Here is a 16,871-nt window from a genome sequence, read left to right on the forward strand (position 1 = left end):
GACTTCAAATCAAGGCACACACTCATAAAAAAGTCATACCAATTTGGACAAAGAATGAGATAGATAGTGAGTCGAAATCAAGTCCACACATAATTTCTCAATCCAAAATCCAAAATCTAAAATCCAAAATTTATTGGTATACAACAATGGAAACCGCAACTCTCAAAATTGATGATGAAACCCTGCGGGATGGAGAACAACAAGCAGGGATTTTCTTCTCTTACCCAACCAAACAAAAACTTGCCCATTTAATTGCTCAAACGGGAGTTCATGGACTTGCCATCATGCCTAGTGTTTGCGAACAAGAAGAAGAGCTAGTCAAAACATTAGTATCAGAGGGACTCGATTATTTAATTGCTGCTTCTACTTTGATGGGAAAGCAGCACATCGATCGCGCCAAAAGCCACGGAGTTAAGCGCATCATCCTGTTCCATGCTGTTTCCGATCGACTGCTGTTTCTGCGAGATCCCCAAATCCGCCTTATGAGAGAGTTCAAAGGGAAAACCATTGATGATGGCATTTCAATTGAGGTCATTAATAGAATCCGCCAAAATGCTATTAATGTCATTGTGGAAAATTTGCACTATGCCACAAGGGTTGCTGGACTTAGAGTAGACTTTGCAGCCGAAGATGCTTCTAGAGCCGATTTTGACTTTTTGGTGCAATGTATCCGTTCATGCAGTCCTTATATCGAACACTTTTTGCTCTGCGATACAGTGGGGATTCTGAGTCCAGAAAAAAGCTACATCTGGGTTAACGACCTGCTCCAATCCACAACAGGAGTCGCTTTCGGAGTACACTATCACAATGACATGGGTATGGCACTGGAAAATACCCTCCAGTCCCTTATGGCAGGAGCAACTTTAGTATCGGGTACATTTGGTGGTATAGGAGAGCGAGCCGGAAATGTTGCTCTCGAACAGGTGTTAAATGGGTTGCGAGTCCGCTTCGGAATTGAAGTCAAGGGGATTAACTACGATGCGATCGCCGCCGTGACCGATCGCATTGAGCAACTGGGCATTCGTCCTGCCCCCCCTTATTCTCAAGCTGCTCAACGCCACGAATCAGGTATTCATGTCAATTCTTTGCTTTCCGATTCTAACAGCTATGCAGCATTACCTTATAATACGATAGATGTTGTATTTGGCAAATGGAGTGGAATCAGTAATTTTCAGTATCTATTTGAAAAGAAACTGCACAATCCCCAACCGAGAGAGCAATACGAGAAAATGCGATCGGCAATCAAATCTCTTGCTACTGAACAAGAACGCTATTTTACAGCCAACGAAGTGTTAGAGCTATGGAAAAATGGTGTCTTGGAATAATCCATCAGTCAGCCTCAAGACCCTAAACTAATTTTTAGGCTACTACGTTCTTCAAACAAGCGAACCGACCGTTAGAACTTGCTAAAAAAGGTGAGAACATCACACACACCAAGGCTAAGGCAATTGTCAATCGTCATCAGCAGCTAGCTCAACCTAATACTTTCAAGTCTGCTACTATTGACATCTCTGCTGAGACTATGGAAGGTAATGTATTTACTCCATCACAACCAAGCCAATCTCAAAAGATTCATTCTCAATTAGAACCAAAAGAAGAAGCTAATTCAGCGACAATTCCATTGTCGGTTGAGACTGTATTGACAACAGAATTGGACGAGAGATCGGGGCGGAAAGCTACTGAGAAAATTAACTCAGTTCCCAAACAATACTTAGAAGTCTTGTCCCGCTCACAGCCTGAGTACAGCAATTATGTACGTGTCCTTAATATCGAACATCAAAACCCAGAGTTAGTCACAGATATAGCTCAGACTTTTGAACTGACCTATGCTGGTGTCCGTGTTAATGTTGAAGGGAACCCAGAGGTATTAACTATTCTATTTGAACAAATGCATAAAAATTCTGCTTTTAGAGAGAAAGTTTTAGAAGAAGCCAAATTACTTGCTGCAACAACTGGACTTTAGTGGTTCATGAACAGTAACTCATCTCAAGGGGCAACACGCGCCCCAAAATATATACAGGGTAAAGATTTGACCTAATTGTGGTAAAAAAGATAGGTTTGTCATTCTCAACAAGCTCAATAAGATTGAGTTTAAAATACCGCTAAAATCTTCACCAAGTAGATTTCTGGCTGCGTCCGAACAACGATAAGGGAAAGCATCAACTCATGTTAATTTCTCCTCACAACAGCTACAGATATCTTGATGATGGTCGAAAACCTCTTTACACTCAGATGGCTCGTATAAAAATCTGCTGTGACCCTTATGCCCTGTCTGTCCCTCGCGTTTTTCGCCCCTGTTCTTTTTCTTTTGGCGCTTTTTAGCACTGGGTGGGTCGGAGTCGCGGGGGAGATGACGAATTATTTGATGTATGCAACACCCAAATTAAATCTGCCAAATTGGCAAAATTAAACATAGCTGCGCTGTTTCAACCTATCACCACATTTGTGACGCTTTGAGTGTCAATAATTGCCCTCGCGCTCACCAACGCGAGGCTCTCAATTTGCCCAAAGAGTGCTCACCATCTTTTTTCGTCATACAACGATAAAGTAATTTTTAGTTGATTTATCTGCACTTATTGGCTCTTCAATTCAACCTCCTGTTGGGACTACCGTGCTCCCTTCAATCATCAGCATTGCTGTTCGCTCTGGTGCCCTAGTTCGATGCAGTACGCCTTTCGGAACTGTAAATCCTTGTTTGGGAGCAAGCTCGACAGTTTTATTTTCCAAATCAATGATGAGCTTACCATCGACTACATAAAAGAACTCGTCCTCGTTATCATGCTTATGCCACTGAAATTCACCCTTCACAATGCCAAGCCGTACAACACAATCGTTGACCTGACATAACGTTTGATTAAACTAATCTTCTTCGCATTCTTCCTGTAGCTTCTGTACATCAATAAGATTTAGGAAGCCGAATTGTACATCAGTATTAATGGTGTATGGAAGTTGAGTACTTATATTCAGTCTCCATTATGAGAAAAAAGGTTACACTAACTGGACTTAAACAAGAATCAAGCCCAAATCAAACTTAAACTTTTAATTCTTGATTTGTCAAGAACTTTGGCTCATAATTTATGTAAAAAATATTCTTAATCGCAAAAACATAGGCTAAGATATTTACGGTAGAGCAATCATAAAAATGTCAATTCTAACAAAAGCGAAGTTTAGGCAGGATGTAGAAAGTAATGCAATTAGATGATAGAAGTGCTTCTTTAGCAAAGAAGCGCCAACAAGAGTATATACCCAGGGAAATAGAAGTTGCTATCCGGTCAAGTTTGACGGTAGAGGATTGTATAGTCATAAAGAGGCAGACAGAAAATTTCCAACAAGAATTTATTGCTTATGTAGTCCCTGAGGCTTTATTTGCCGCAGAAGCGTTATTATCTCACCTGCAAACCATTCTACCTAGTGAATGCTTACCCACAATAGTACCAGTATCGGCTCTGCCTTTGACCTTCTCCGGAGAGATAGATAAAACTGCTCTTTCTCATCTGGAAATCACAGACACTGACTTAGCGCAGCAATGGGAAGAGCAAATCAAGTTAGTACCTAAAGTCAAACAAGTAGCGGTAGTCGTTCAAGAACACCTCAAGCAGCAACAGTCACTACGTCTATCAGACTTGCTGACTGAGTGGAAAACTCTGACAAGTGAAGAAAGTAAGACTCCAGTAAGAACTCAATTATCTCACTCAACTCACAACCAGGATTCCAGTGCCAGCAGACTAGCTATCAGTCATGGAGGAGAACTCAAGCGAGAAAAAAATGCCCCAAAGGTATTGACACAAGCGCTGCAAAAAACGGTTGTTGAATTCCCAGACAAACAACTGATTTATATTCAATCTGATGGCTCTCAAATCGTTCAATCTTATCAAGATTTATTATTAGACGCTCAAAAAATATTGGCTGGGTTAAGAAAACTCGGTTTAAAGCCATTAGACAAAGTAATATTTCAAATTCCTCAAAGTCAAGATTTTATTCCCGCTTTTTGGGGCTGTATATTAGGTAGTTTTATTCCTGTACCGATTTCTATTGCTCCAGCCTACGAGCAGATGAACAGTGCTGTCAGTAAATTGCACAGTGCTTGGCAAATGCTAAAGCAACCTATTGTTCTGACAACCTCAAAATTGGCTTCAAGCCTTGAGAAATTACCGAAACTTTTAAAGATAGAAAACTTTCAAGTCGAAACAGTAGATAACTTACGCCAAAATCAACCAGATAGCAATATTTATCAAAGCCAAGAAGATGATTTAGCTCTGATATTACTCACTTCAGGCAGTACTGGTTTTCCCAAAGGTGTGATGTTAACTCATCGCAATCTTTTAAGCATGACCGCTGGCAAAGCCCAAGTGAACAATTGTGATGCTCAAGATATAATCTTGAATTGGATGCCATTAGAGCATGTGGGTGCAATTGTATCTCTGGGATTGATGGCGGTGGATTTAGGTTGTACACAAATCCATGTATCTACAGAATATATCCTGCAAAATCCCATCCGGTGGTTGGAGTTGATTCAGCGCTATAAAGCTTCAATTTCCTGGGTACCAAATTTCGCTTTTTCACTGCTTAATGAACGAGCAAGCGAGATTAATCAGCGCTCATGGGATTTATCGTCTATGCGCTGTCTAGTGAACGGCGGGGAGCAAATAGTCCCGAAAACCTTAAGGCGCGCTCTTCATCTGCTCCAGCCACATGGTTTGCCATCTAATGCTGTTCGTCCCGCCTTTGGGATGTCGGAAACTTCCTCAGGTATCACCTTTTTATCTGAGGGGTTTTCTTTGGAAACTTCATCAGATGATATGTCATTTGTCGAACTCGGTTCACCGATTCCTGGAGCATCAATCCGCATCACTGAGGAAAATAATCAAATCGTTGCTGAAGGGGTGATTGGTAAATTTCAAGTGAAAGGGCTTTCTGTTACCTCCGGCTACTACGAAAATCCCCAACGCAATCGTGAGGCTTTTACTCCAGATGGATGGTTTAACACGGGAGATCTAGGCTATTTACAGTCAGGACGTATTGTGCTGACAGGCAGAGATAAAGATGACATTATTATTAATGGGATCAACTATTACAGCCATGAAATTGAATCAGTGGTTGAAGAAGTTGAGGGTGTAGAGGTTTCGTATACAGCTGCTTGTGCGGTGCGAGTTGGTGAGAACGCCGAGCAACTGGCAATCTTTTTTAGTTCTACTATCTCTGACAAAATCAGGGTGAAAGAACTTATCAAAAAAATTCGTGGGACAGTTGTCAAAAATATTGGGGTCAATCCGAATTACATTATTCCAGTGAAAAAGGAGATGATACCCAAAACTGCGATTGGTAAAATTCAGCGATCGCAATTGAGCAGAATGTTCTCTGATGGTGAATTTGACACTATCATTCAACAACTGGGCATTAATTTAGATAATCCTAACTTGCTACCAGACTGGTTTTATCGCCCCTCTTGGCGAAGGAAACAACCCATAACCCAAATACCTACCATGAATGGTCAGTTCCTCATATTCCTCGATCGGTTAGGGTTAGGGGAGTCTTTGGGTACAGAACTTCAAAACCGTGGACAGCAGTGGATTGGCATTGAAGCAGGGGTAGACTTTAAACAAAAAAGCAACAATCGCTATTCCGTTGCGCCAAATAATCCCGAACATTATCAGCAGTTGCTGTCTGCTCTCAAAGCTAACAACTTTCAAATCGATAAAATTATACACTTGTGGACTTATGAAAGTGGCATTCGTCAGATTTCCAGTCTAGAGTCATTGGAAGAAGCTCAAACCCATGGAGTCTACAGCCTACTGTCCTTAGTTAAAGCCTTATCCAATATCCACAAATCTCATCAGACTATCGAGCTATTAGTTGTTTCCAACAACACCCAATTTACATCGCCTGATGAGGAGATTGCTTATGAAAAATCACCTCTGCTTGGGTTAGTGAAAGTCATAGCCCAGGAAATACCAGGGTTGACAAGTCGTCATATAGACCTGAGTGTTGATGAACCAGCAGTGAATGCTAAGCTGATTCTGCAAGAGATGCATGTGTTATCTGAGGAGTCTGAGGTCGCTTATCGCCACGGACAGCGTTGGATTCCTCTATTAGAGAAAGTGAATTTTCGCGCTCCACAAAAGCAAGATGTTGCCTTCAAACCAGGTGGAATGTACCTAATAAGCGGTGGTTTAGGAGGCGTTGGTGTTGAAATTGCTAAGTATTTGCTCAAGCACTACAAAGTACGGGTGTTGTTGGTTGGTAGAACTTCTTTACCCTCAAGAAGTACATGGGAGACTTACAGAGGGCACAAAGATTCCATAGCTCAAAAAATTGCGGCTTATCAAGAACTAGAGCAGTTAGGAGGAGACATTGCCTATGAGACAGTGGATGTCTGTGACTTGCAAGCTTTGCAACAGGTGGTTGAACAAACCTTAAACTGCTGGGGATGCCAACTAGATGGGGTGCTGCATTTGGCGGGGACTTATCAGGAGCGATCGCTCACCGAAGAAAACCAAGAAAGTTGGTCAGCAGCCTTACGCTCGAAAGTAGGAGGAGCTTGGGTACTTAATGAACTCCTCAAAAATCATCCCCAAGCATTTGTCATCAGCTTTTCTTCGGTGAGTCGTTTCTTGGGAGGAGCAACTGTTGGGGCATTTGTCTGTGCCAATCAGTTTCTAGAAAGTTTTGCACACTACCAGCGCACTCAGTGTGGCTTAAAAAGCTATTGCTTTAGCTGGAGTTTATGGGATGGGATCGGCATTAGCCAAGATACCCAAAGAAGTAAATTGGCGACTAGCAAGGGTTACTGTGCCATAACTCCACGACAAGGATTGTATTCTTTGCTCGTTGGTTTACACCATAATCAGGTGCAGTTGTTCATCGGATTAGATGGCAGCAACCGACATATTCGTGGTCGTGTGGAAGATACTTACCCATTGGAGAAACTCACTGCTTATTTTACGGCAAGCAGTGATTCCTCGGTGACAGAACAATTGTCCAAATTGGTAGTGCGCGATCACTTTGGCTCACCCAGTACTTGCGATTTTGTGCAGCTACAACAGATGCCGTTAACCCAGACAGGCACTATTGATCGAGAAAAACTCACCAAAGGGAATTTAAGTGAACTCCCCAACGACCAAGCACAACCAGTAACAGACATTGAACGTCAAGTTGCACAAATTTGGCAAGAAGTTTTGGGTTTAGAATCCGTGGGGATTCATGATAATTTCTTCGAGCTTGGAGGACATTCACTGCTTCTGGTACAGGCTCAGAGTAAATTGCACCAATTGTTTGGTTCCAACGTGTCCATTGTGGATATGTTTAAATATCCCAGCATCAGTAGCTTAGCTAAGTATTTAAGTCAGGGACAAACAGAATCGGCTTCTGTAGCGCAAGGTCAAAAACGCGCCAAGGTTCGTAGCCAAAGCCATGCTGCTCATAAATCAGATATTGCCGTCATTGGGATGTCCTGTCGTTTCCCCGGCGCTAACAATATCGATGAATTCTGGCAAAATTTATGCAATGGCGTTGAATCGATTTCGTTTTTCACTACGGAAGAAATTATCGCCACAGGTGTAGACCCTGCACTGGTGAAAAACCCTAATTACGTTAAAGCCAAGCCTATATTATCAGATGTGGAATCCTTTGATGCTGATTTCTTCGGCTATAGTACCAAAGAAGCAGAATTAATGGACCCTCAGCAGCGTCTTTTACTCGAATGTGCTTGGGAAAGTCTAGAAAATGCCGGCTATAATCCTCTGACTTATGATGGTGCCATTGGCATATATGCTGGTGCCGTTATGAACACTTACTTACTCAATAATATTTATCCCAACCGCCATCACCTTGATGTGAACGATAATTTGCATGTCGCTACCATGGACTCCATGGGTGGTTTGCAAATGATGGTTGCTAATGATAAAGATTATCTCACTACACGGATTTCTTATAAACTCAACCTCACTGGCCCGAGCGTGAATGTGCAAACCGCTTGCTCTACATCTTTGGTAGCAATTCACATGGCTTGCGGCAGCTTACTGAGTGGCGAAAGTGACATGGCTTTAGCAGGTGGGGTTTCTGTGAATGTACCGCAAAAAGTAGGTCATTTGTATCAAGAGGGGATGATTGTTTCTTCTGACGGACATTGTCGGGCTTTTGATGCTCGCGCTCAAGGGACTATTTTTGGTAGCGGTGCGGGGATTGTGGTTTTGAAGCGTCTGGAGGATGCGCTCGCCGATGGTGACAACATCTACGCTGTTGTCAAAGGCTCAGCTGTTAATAATGATGGTGGTACAAAAGTTGGCTACATGGCTCCCAATGGGGATGGTCAAGCAGCTGTAGTCACAGAAGCAATGGCAATGGCTGGAATTGATGCAAACACTATCAGCTACGTGGAAGCACATGGAACTGGAACACCACTGGGAGATCCCATTGAAATTGGCGGACTCACCCAAGCATTTCGTGCGAGTACTCAGTCCAAGAACTTTTGTGCCATTGGTTCAGTAAAAACTAATGTCGGTCATCTCCAAATTGCATCTGGTGTCGTGGGTTTTATGAAAACAGTTCTGTCACTGTACCATAAAAAGCTCCCACCTAGTCTGCACTTTGATGTGCCCAATCCTCAACTCGATTTACCCAATACTCCTTTCTACGTTAATACGACTTTAAAGGATTGGCCGATTCAAGATTATCCTCGTCGTGCTGGAGTCAATTCTTTGGGAATCGGTGGTACGAATGCCCATGTCATTCTGGAGGAAGCACCCTCTAGAATGAGTAGGGGAGCAGGGGGAGCAATTGAGCGTCCTTACCACTTACTGGCACTTTCAGCTAAGAATGAGCAGGCTTTGGCTTCCTTACAACACCTTTATTTACAATTGTTAACATCTAATTCTGAAGTATCGGTGGCAGATGTTTGTTATACGGCGAATACGGGGCGTGAGCATTTTAACCACCGCTTGGCTGTTGTGGCTGACTCTAGAGAACAGTTGGTTGCTCAACTTGCTGATTTGACAATCACAAAGAGTCAATCACCCAATCAAAAGACACTAAAGATAGCATTCTTGTTCACTGGGCAAGGCTCCCAATATGTAAACATGGGACGCCAACTCTACGAGAGCCAACCCCTGTTCCGCCAAACTTTACAGCAGTGCGATGAAATCCTGCACCCTTACCTGGAGCATTCTGTGTTGGAGGTTCTGTATCCTACCCAAGCAGGAGAGGAAGTTTCATTACTGCTCAATCAAACAGCCTTTACCCAGCCGGCGCTGTTTGCCTTTGAGTATGCTCTCTATCAACTGTGGAAATCTTGGGGTATTGAACCAGATGTGGTGATGGGGCACAGCGTAGGCGAATATGTTGCTGCAACTATAGCAGGGGTTTTTAGCTTGGAAGATGGACTGAAACTGATTGCTCAACGGGGAAGGTTGATGCAACAGTTGCCCTCTTGTGGTGAAATGGTTTCACTGATTGCTTCACATGAATTGGTGAGGGAAGTGATAGCGCCATTTCGTAACACAGTGGCGATCGCCGCCATTAATGGTTCTGAAAGTGTGGTGATTTCTGGGGCATCAGAAGATATTAGTACTATTTGCGACCAGCTGTCAACTCTGTCCGTGAAGACGAAGCGCTTAGAGGTATCCCATGCCTTCCATTCTCCATTGATGGCACCGATGTTGAAGGAGTTTGAGCAAGTCGCCAATGGTGTCACTTACAATCAACCCCGGATACCGCTAGTCTCTAATGTTACAGGAAAACTAGCAGATGAGAACATTGCCACAGCACAGTACTGGGTAAACCATGTCAATCAGTGTGTACTTTTTGCTATAAGTATGGAGACATCGCGTACTCTTGGGTGTGAAGTTTTCCTAGAGATAGGACCGAAGCCAATTTTGTTGGGTATGGGGCGTGAGTGTTTACCAGACAGTGCTCTTTCGTGGTTACCTTCTGTACGTCCGGGAGTGCCAGAGTGGCAACAACTGCTCTCTAGTTTGGGTGAGTTATACGTGCGGGGAGTGTCAGTAGATTGGTTAGGTTTTGAGGGAGACTATGAGCGCAACAAAGTGGTACTACCAACCTATCCATTTCAACGACAGCGCTATTGGATTGAGAATACACCCCCTCGTCATCCACAAGCACAGTCTTTATCACCAGAAAATATCCAGAGTCCCATTACCAACTTTCTCAATCAAGAAAAGACTCAAGAGTTAGTTGAGCTAGTGCAAAAGGCAGGAAATTTCTCACCTGAACAAATAAAACTATTACCTGAAGTGTTGGCAGTTTTGGTCAGGGAACACAAGCAATACCAACACCTAGACAACATCCAAGACTTGTGCTATGAAGTAGTATGGCGCAATCAAGGGAACATACAATCTCCTCCAGAAATTAGCGATCGAGAAACGGTTGCTTGGGAGCATCGGCAAAAGCTTCGAGCAGAGCATTGGCTGATTTTTGCTGACAATCAAGGTATTGGTGAGCAGTTAAGTTTTTTGTTGCGATCGCAACAAAAAAATTGTACCCTTGTCTTTCCAGGTAGTGAGTATAAACAGATAGCAGAGCAAGAATTCACGCTCAACCCTGCTTTACCAGAAGACTTTCAGCGACTCGTATTGTCAATGCCAGACCTTGAAACGGGGAGCAAATCTTTACCGAGTCCCCGACTGCATGGAGTCGTTTATTTGTGGAGCTTAAATACAGTTGAGGCAGACAGCCTAACAGTCACAGACTTAGAAGTTGCGTCGCTTATAGGATGTGGTGGTGTTTTATCCTTAGTCCAGTCTGCGATCGGTAAAGGGTTTTCCTCGCCTCCTACCTTATGGCTGGTGACAAAAGGAGCACAACGTGTGGGTGTAGAGTCTACTCTTGTTGGAGTGGCGCAATCGCCCATGTGGGGATTAGGAAAAGTCATTACAAGCGAGCATCCAGAATTTAACTGTACTCTGGTGGATTTAGATCCACAAGGAAATGACAATGCACAGAGCCTGTTGGCAGAAATTTGTTCACCCAAGTTAACTCCTCGTGAAACTCATATCGCTTTTCGCAATGGACAACGCTATATCAACCGATTAGTACGTAGCAATAAAATTGTCAAGAAATCTCTGCATCTCAAAGGCGATAGTACCTACCTGATTACAGGTGGGATTGGTGGAATTGGTTTGCTGCTAGCACAATGGCTAGTTGAACACGGGGCGAAGCACTTGGTTCTAGTAGGGCGTAGCAAACCTAAAGAAGCTGTTCAACAAACCCTGAAGCAACTTGAAGAGAACGGAACTCAGATTGTAGTCATTCAAACTGATGTGTCCGTAGTGGAAGAAGTTACCTCTTTACTAACTCAAATTAAAGCATCGATGCCACAGTTAAGGGGTATTATTCATGCTGCTGGTGTTGTTGAAGATAGGCTACTCGTGGATCATCAATGGCAACTGTTCGCGAATGTGTTTGCACCTAAGGTAAGTGGAGCATGGAATTTGCATACTCAAACACAAGACATACCTTTGGACTTCTTTGTGCTTTTTTCTTCGGTTGCATCCATACTTGGTTCTGCGGGTATAGCAAATTATGCTGCTGCTAATGCCTTTCTAGATGCTTTGGCTCATTATCGGAAGTCGTTTTCTTTACCAGGGTTAAGTATTAACTGGGGACCCTGGTCAATGGTAGGCATGGCAAAGACTGCTGCTAGCAAGAGTGAAGTTCAATGGGCAAGCAAGGGAATAAAGCCTATAGAACCACAACAAGCATTAGACATCCTGGAAAATTTGTTTTCAATAGATGCGACTCAGGTAGGGGTGATGCAGCTTGACTGGTCAAAGTTTTTTGAGCAATTCTCCAACACATCTTATCCGAGCTTCTTTTGCGAAATCGCTCCACAAGCTCAGAAAGTTGCTAGTACCCAAGTTGTTCAGCAGAAAGTCAATACCTCACAACTCTTAGACCAAATTAAAGCTGCTTCACTAGAGCAAAGCCAATCACTTTTGATGAATTACCTGGGGGAACACATAGCTAGAGTGCTAGGAATCACGGCTCTATCGTTAAATGTTGATGAGCCTCTCAACAAAATGGGACTTGATTCCCTCATGGTTGTTGAATTGAGAAATCGCCTGAGAGCAGAGTTGGAAGTCAATATCCCAATCACGAAATTTTTGGATGGGGTGAATGTTGTTGGTTTAACTCAATTTATAAGTGAGCAACTTGTGGAAGATAATTCCACTTCAAATGCACCTGTTCCATCCACCACCACATCTACTAAGAAAAGCAGAATTAGAGGTAAATTATGAATTTAACAGAGTTGCTCGAAAATCTTCACTCCAAAGATATAGAATTGTGGGCTGATGGTGACGAACTATGCTATGAAGCTCCGGAAGATACATTAACTCTAATTTCTGTAACGTCTGCCTGTCAATTGTTCATTGGTACTATGATAAGGTAAGCTATGGCTATCTTGCAACTTGAGAACGGTACTACCTACACCCAACTGAGTAACATTGTGCGTGAGCTTGTTCCTCTGAATATCCAGATCAACCGCTGGCCAATAGTAGACGACCCAAAATTAAAGGCAATCCTCGCTCAGGAAGTCCTCAGCGATGCCGAGAAGGAGTACGTACTCACAGCGCTTAACATCTACTTCCAGCAGTTGCTGCAAACTGCTGGCTATCAGTCCTGCGACCTGATCGTGCTGCATCCCGGCGTCCCCAATCTCGACGCTCTACTATCAAAATTTGATCGATGCCATACTCACGCTGATCCCGAAGTGCGCTACATTATCGCCGGTGAGGGCGTGTTTGGGTTTGTACGTCCTGACGGCAGCCAGGTAGAATTGACAGTGGAGCCTGAAGATTATATCAGCGTGCCTTCCGGTACCGAACACTGGTTCTATCTGAGAGCATCGTGTCAGATAAAAGCTGTGCGCTACTTTACAACCACAGAGGGCTGGGTACCTGAGTATACTGATACGGAAATTCGCTTGCGCCCTGCTTCAGTTGTTAGTTATTAGAAGGTTTTTCTCATAGCGAACACTCAACACCCAAAACAGTTTTATGGCTATTGAAGTTGATTACTGCTTCCCACTAGTAGTCTGTGTCATTAGCCTTACATCCCGTGGAATGATTTTTTTGATGCGCGCGATCGCTTAACCCAAATGTGGTAAAAGCAATTTTAGATTTGCGCGAGCAACCAATCTCAAATCAAAAATCCAAAATCGTATGAGTATCGATCCCCGCCCCACTCTCATGGCTGCTGCTCGTCAGTTCTACCAGATGGGCTGGATGATGGGCACAGCAGGTAATCTCTCAGCGAGAATGCCGGATGGCAGCTTCTGGATTACTGCTAGTGGACGCCCCAAAGGTCAGTTGACCACCGATGACTTTGTCCTTATGACTTTGGATACCTGTAAGGACGAGATATGCCTCGCCCTTACGCTGCCTTATCCCGACAGACGACCATCAGCTGAGACGAGCATCCATGCAGCTATCTACAGGCTGTTTGCAGATGCCCAAGCCTGCTATCACGTCCACTCCATTGAGGCCAACTTGGTTTCTCTCTTTGTAATCGGTGATGCCCTGCCTTTACCGCCTTTGGAAATGCTCAAAGGTCTAGGAGTCAGGGAAGAAAACCCACAGATAACAATGCCCATATTTGCCAATTATTTAGAGGTGTCTCAGATTGCTGATGAGATTTGCGCTCGCTTTAAGGTCACAGTACCGCAGGTGCCAGCTCTGCTCATTCGCAACCACGGAGTTACTGTATGGGCTTCTTCACTGGAAGGCGCAAGTAACTATGTGGAACTAACAGAGTATATTTTTCGCTACATGGTGGCAAAGCGGAACATTGGCATGGGACTTGATTAAATTCTCAGTAGTCTAATGTTGTTTTGGTATCTTGTATGGCTTCATAGATACTTGGCAGGAGTGCGTCTAAACCTGACGGGGCGACAAGCGCCCCAAAATATATACGGGGTAAAGATTTGACCGAATTGTGGTAGAAAAGATAGGTCTGTCATTCTCAACAAGACCAATAAGATTGATAATATGATGCCATTATTGTATCAAACGCATTTGGAAAAACAACTAAAGCCATCAAAATTATTGTTTTTAAAAATTCTCATTAATATCTTGCAGGATATCAAAGAAGTGAGTTAGCGTCAACTTCGAGAAGCAGCATCTCATGAAGGATGGTTTCTTCTCACAAAGAAAGGATAATCTAGAGTTAGCGATCGCTAGCTATAAAAAAAGGTTTGATATTGAAGAAATGTTTCGAGATTTCAAGAGTGGCGGTTATAGTTTAGAGGATAGTAAGGTTTCCGGAAATCGTTTAATATCTTTACTTCTAATTATAGCGTTCGCGAAGCGGCTCCGCAGGCAATACTGCTCGGTTAAGGAATTCCCCCTCAGCGTCTAAACACTGGCGATAAAGATAAGTCGGCCAAGCTGTAGACATTACGCGTCAACAGTATCGCATCTCGAAGTTCAAATGTTGCATCATGGGCTTTACCTCAATGTGTGTAGGCAGCTTGACGAAATTATCCCTTGTATGGGAGGCTAAAAAAGCGCAGTTTTAGAAAAAAGTTAACTTGAGGACTGTACGTTCGCTCATTTTTAACCGCAAGATTTAATTAAGCCTTACAGGGCAATTAATTTAGGCTTTGCAGTGGATTCAGGCATTTTTAGTCGCATGGAGCTTTTAGTCATTTTATGATTTCTCCTATGCCTACGCCTTAAATCATCGCCTCTCTTAGCCTTTGGTGATAGTGGCAAATTTTACATCACAATAATGGTTCACGTAAAAATCCCCTTTTTCCTTTTACATTAAGGCTTTAATTCCCCTTCGGATCTCAAAATAAGCGAACGCACAGTAAGGAATCTTCACTAATTAATAACTGGAGGTAAATCACTATGAGCTTTTCTAATTCGGATAAAACAACAGAGTTTTATCATGGATTATCATCTAAACAATCACAACAACTGTTAACTCAAGAAAAAGACTTTGACTATGCTGTTCTCAGCCCACAAGTCCGAATTCTTGTCCAAAGTAAAACCTCTGAACTGAAGAGTTTAATGCGTCGGAGTGCTCAAGATCTAATTGATATTGGGCAAAAGTTAACCGAAGTAAAAGAACAGTTAGGTCACGGAAATTTCGGTGTTTGGCTAAAAGCCGAGTTTGATTGGAGTGTAAGAACAGCAGGTAGATTTATGCAAGTAGCTACTCAATTTAAATCTGCTGAACTGGCAAATTTAAACATTGCTGTTTCAGCCCTTTATCTTTTGGCAGAACCATCTACCCCTCAAAAAGCTCGTCAACAAGCCTTAGAACTTGCTAAAAAAGGTGAGAACATCACCTTCAACAAGGCTAAGGCAATTGTCAAGGCTAAGGAAGGCAATTCATTTACTCCATCACAGCCATGCCAATCTCAAAACACTCATTCTCAACTAGAACCAAAAGATGAAGCTAATTCAGCGACAATAGAATGGGAAAAGAGATTAGAGCAGAAAGCTATTGAAAAAATTGACTCGGTTCCCAAACAATACTTAGAAGTTCCGGCCCAATTACAGCCTGAGCACAGCAATCATGTACGTGTCCTTAATATTGAACATCAAAACCCAAAGTTAGTCACAAATATAGCTCAGACTTTTGAACTGACCTATGCTGGTGTCCGTATTAATGTTGAAGGGAACCCAGAAGCATTGACTATCTTATTTGAACAAATGCAGAAAAATTCTGCTTTTACAGAGAAAGTTCTACAAGAGGCCAAATTAATGGCTGCAAATAAGCAGCAACTTGGGTTACTACTTATGCACAATACGTAAGTCCTATAGGTTTGATTTGGGCTTAATTTTTGTTTAAGTCCCGTTAGTGCAACGTTTTTCTAATAATGGAGACTGAATATGAGTACTCAACTTCCATACACCATTAACACTGAGGTAAAATTTGGCTTCCTAAATCTTATTGATGTCCAAAAGCTACAGGAAGAATGCAAAGAAGATTGGTTTAATCAAACGTTATGCCAGGTCAATGATTGTGTTGTACGGCTTGGCATTGTGAAGGGTGAATTTCACTGGCATAAGCATGATAACGAGGACGAGTTTTTTTATGTAGTCGATGGTCGGCTCATCATTGATTTGGAAAATCAAACCGTCGAGCTTGCTCCCAAACAAGGATTTACAGTTCCGAAAGGCGTACTGCATCGAACTAGAGCACCAGAGCGAACAGCAATGCTGATGATTGAAGGGAGCACAGTCGTCCCAACTGGAGATTGAATTGGAGAGCAAAACCCAGTTTTCTCACAAATTCTGAAAAACCGGGAGTAAAAACTGCTGAAATGTTTATTTATTAAGGATTTCAGCAGTTATACTAGTACACACTTCCCGAATAGTTTCTAGAGACTAAACTGCACCGGCTCCCTGATTTTACACTACCCCAGAAGAACAAAACCTTTGGCTAAAACATATCTAAACCAAACTCCTGCTAACAAAGATGTGACTATTGCTGTAAGCACAATGGTTACAAAGAAAGTTTCATTTACAATTCTAAGATCATATGCGATATTCGCTAGAATAATTCCAGGACCACCTTTTGTAGTCATTGCAACGCTTAAATTTAGGCTACTCAACCAATCTTTTCGTAAAATCTTTGCTGCAATTATAGTTCCAATAAATTGAAAAATTGTTGTAAATAATATAAAAAATGAAGTGAATGGAATATCGAAGTGATAAATTAAGTTAAGTTTTAATCCAACAATCCCAAAATATACTGGAATAAAGAAAGATAGAGATATATCTTTGATATAATTTTTTTCTCTATCAAACAACTCCGGAGGCATAACTCCAATTAATATACCTGACACTAATGCTCCAAATATTATATTTATACTAAAAAATCTAGCAATATCAGAAAATAAAAAT

Annotated in this window: 10 protein-coding genes and 1 pseudogene; 9 read left to right on the forward strand and 2 right to left on the reverse strand. The window is 42.4% G+C overall.

Annotated features, from left to right (window positions below; all coding sequences use genetic code 11):
- Positions 1 to 146 precede the first annotated feature (146 nt).
- Positions 147 to 1,325 carry a 2-isopropylmalate synthase gene (locus tag F7734_RS31110; RefSeq protein WP_155748426.1) on the forward strand — a complete coding sequence of 393 codons (1,179 nt, stop codon included), beginning with the start codon at positions 147 to 149 and terminating at the stop codon, positions 1,323 to 1,325.
- 197 nt (positions 1,326 to 1,522) lie between these two features.
- Positions 1,523 to 1,963: a hypothetical protein gene (locus tag F7734_RS31115; protein ID WP_155748427.1), complete on the forward strand. Its 441-nt coding sequence runs from the start codon at positions 1,523 to 1,525 to the stop codon at positions 1,961 to 1,963.
- 626 nt (positions 1,964 to 2,589) lie between these two features.
- Here F7734_RS31115 and F7734_RS60945 read toward each other — a convergent pair.
- Entirely contained in the window at positions 2,590 to 2,808 is a 219-nt protein-coding gene (locus tag F7734_RS60945) for a cupin domain-containing protein (protein WP_207714254.1), read from the reverse strand.
- A 380-nt stretch (positions 2,809 to 3,188) separates the two neighbouring features.
- On the opposite strand from F7734_RS60945, the gene F7734_RS31125 reads away from it, so the two are divergent.
- The 7 genes and pseudogenes from F7734_RS31125 (at position 3,189) to F7734_RS31155 (ending at position 16,226) form a co-directional block, all read left to right on the forward strand.
- Complete coding sequence (locus tag F7734_RS31125) at positions 3,189 to 12,251, forward strand: type I polyketide synthase (protein WP_155748428.1); 9,063 nt, start codon at positions 3,189 to 3,191, stop codon at positions 12,249 to 12,251.
- Complete coding sequence (locus tag F7734_RS31130) at positions 12,248 to 12,403, forward strand: hypothetical protein (RefSeq protein ID WP_155748429.1); 156 nt, start codon at positions 12,248 to 12,250, stop codon at positions 12,401 to 12,403. Before F7734_RS31125 ends, F7734_RS31130 begins: the two co-directional genes overlap by 4 nt.
- 3 nt (positions 12,404 to 12,406) lie before the next feature.
- Positions 12,407 to 12,967 (forward strand): cupin domain-containing protein, encoded by a 561-nt coding sequence (locus F7734_RS31135; RefSeq protein ID WP_155748430.1) that lies wholly within the window; start codon positions 12,407 to 12,409, stop codon positions 12,965 to 12,967.
- A 208-nt stretch (positions 12,968 to 13,175) separates the two neighbouring features.
- Complete coding sequence (gene mtnB, locus F7734_RS31140) at positions 13,176 to 13,820, forward strand: methylthioribulose 1-phosphate dehydratase (RefSeq protein WP_155748431.1); 645 nt, start codon at positions 13,176 to 13,178, stop codon at positions 13,818 to 13,820.
- A gap of 318 nt (positions 13,821 to 14,138) precedes the next feature.
- Positions 14,139 to 14,310, forward strand: a pseudogene (locus F7734_RS31145) (IS4 family transposase); the annotation flags it as partial.
- Positions 14,311 to 14,864: 554 nt separating this feature from the next.
- Positions 14,865 to 15,776, forward strand: coding sequence for a DUF3102 domain-containing protein (locus F7734_RS31150; RefSeq protein ID WP_155748432.1), 912 nt, complete (start codon positions 14,865 to 14,867; stop codon positions 15,774 to 15,776).
- 78 nt (positions 15,777 to 15,854) lie between these two features.
- On the forward strand, positions 15,855 to 16,226 hold the full coding sequence (locus tag F7734_RS31155) for a cupin domain-containing protein (protein ID WP_155748433.1): 372 nt from the start codon (positions 15,855 to 15,857) through the stop codon (positions 16,224 to 16,226).
- A 155-nt stretch (positions 16,227 to 16,381) separates the two neighbouring features.
- On the opposite strand, the gene F7734_RS31160 is transcribed toward F7734_RS31155, so the two are convergent.
- Positions 16,382 to 16,871: cation:proton antiporter (locus F7734_RS31160; RefSeq protein WP_207714255.1), on the reverse strand; the 490-nt coding region annotated here is incomplete at its 5' end.

Source organism: Scytonema sp. UIC 10036 (assembly GCF_009725235.1).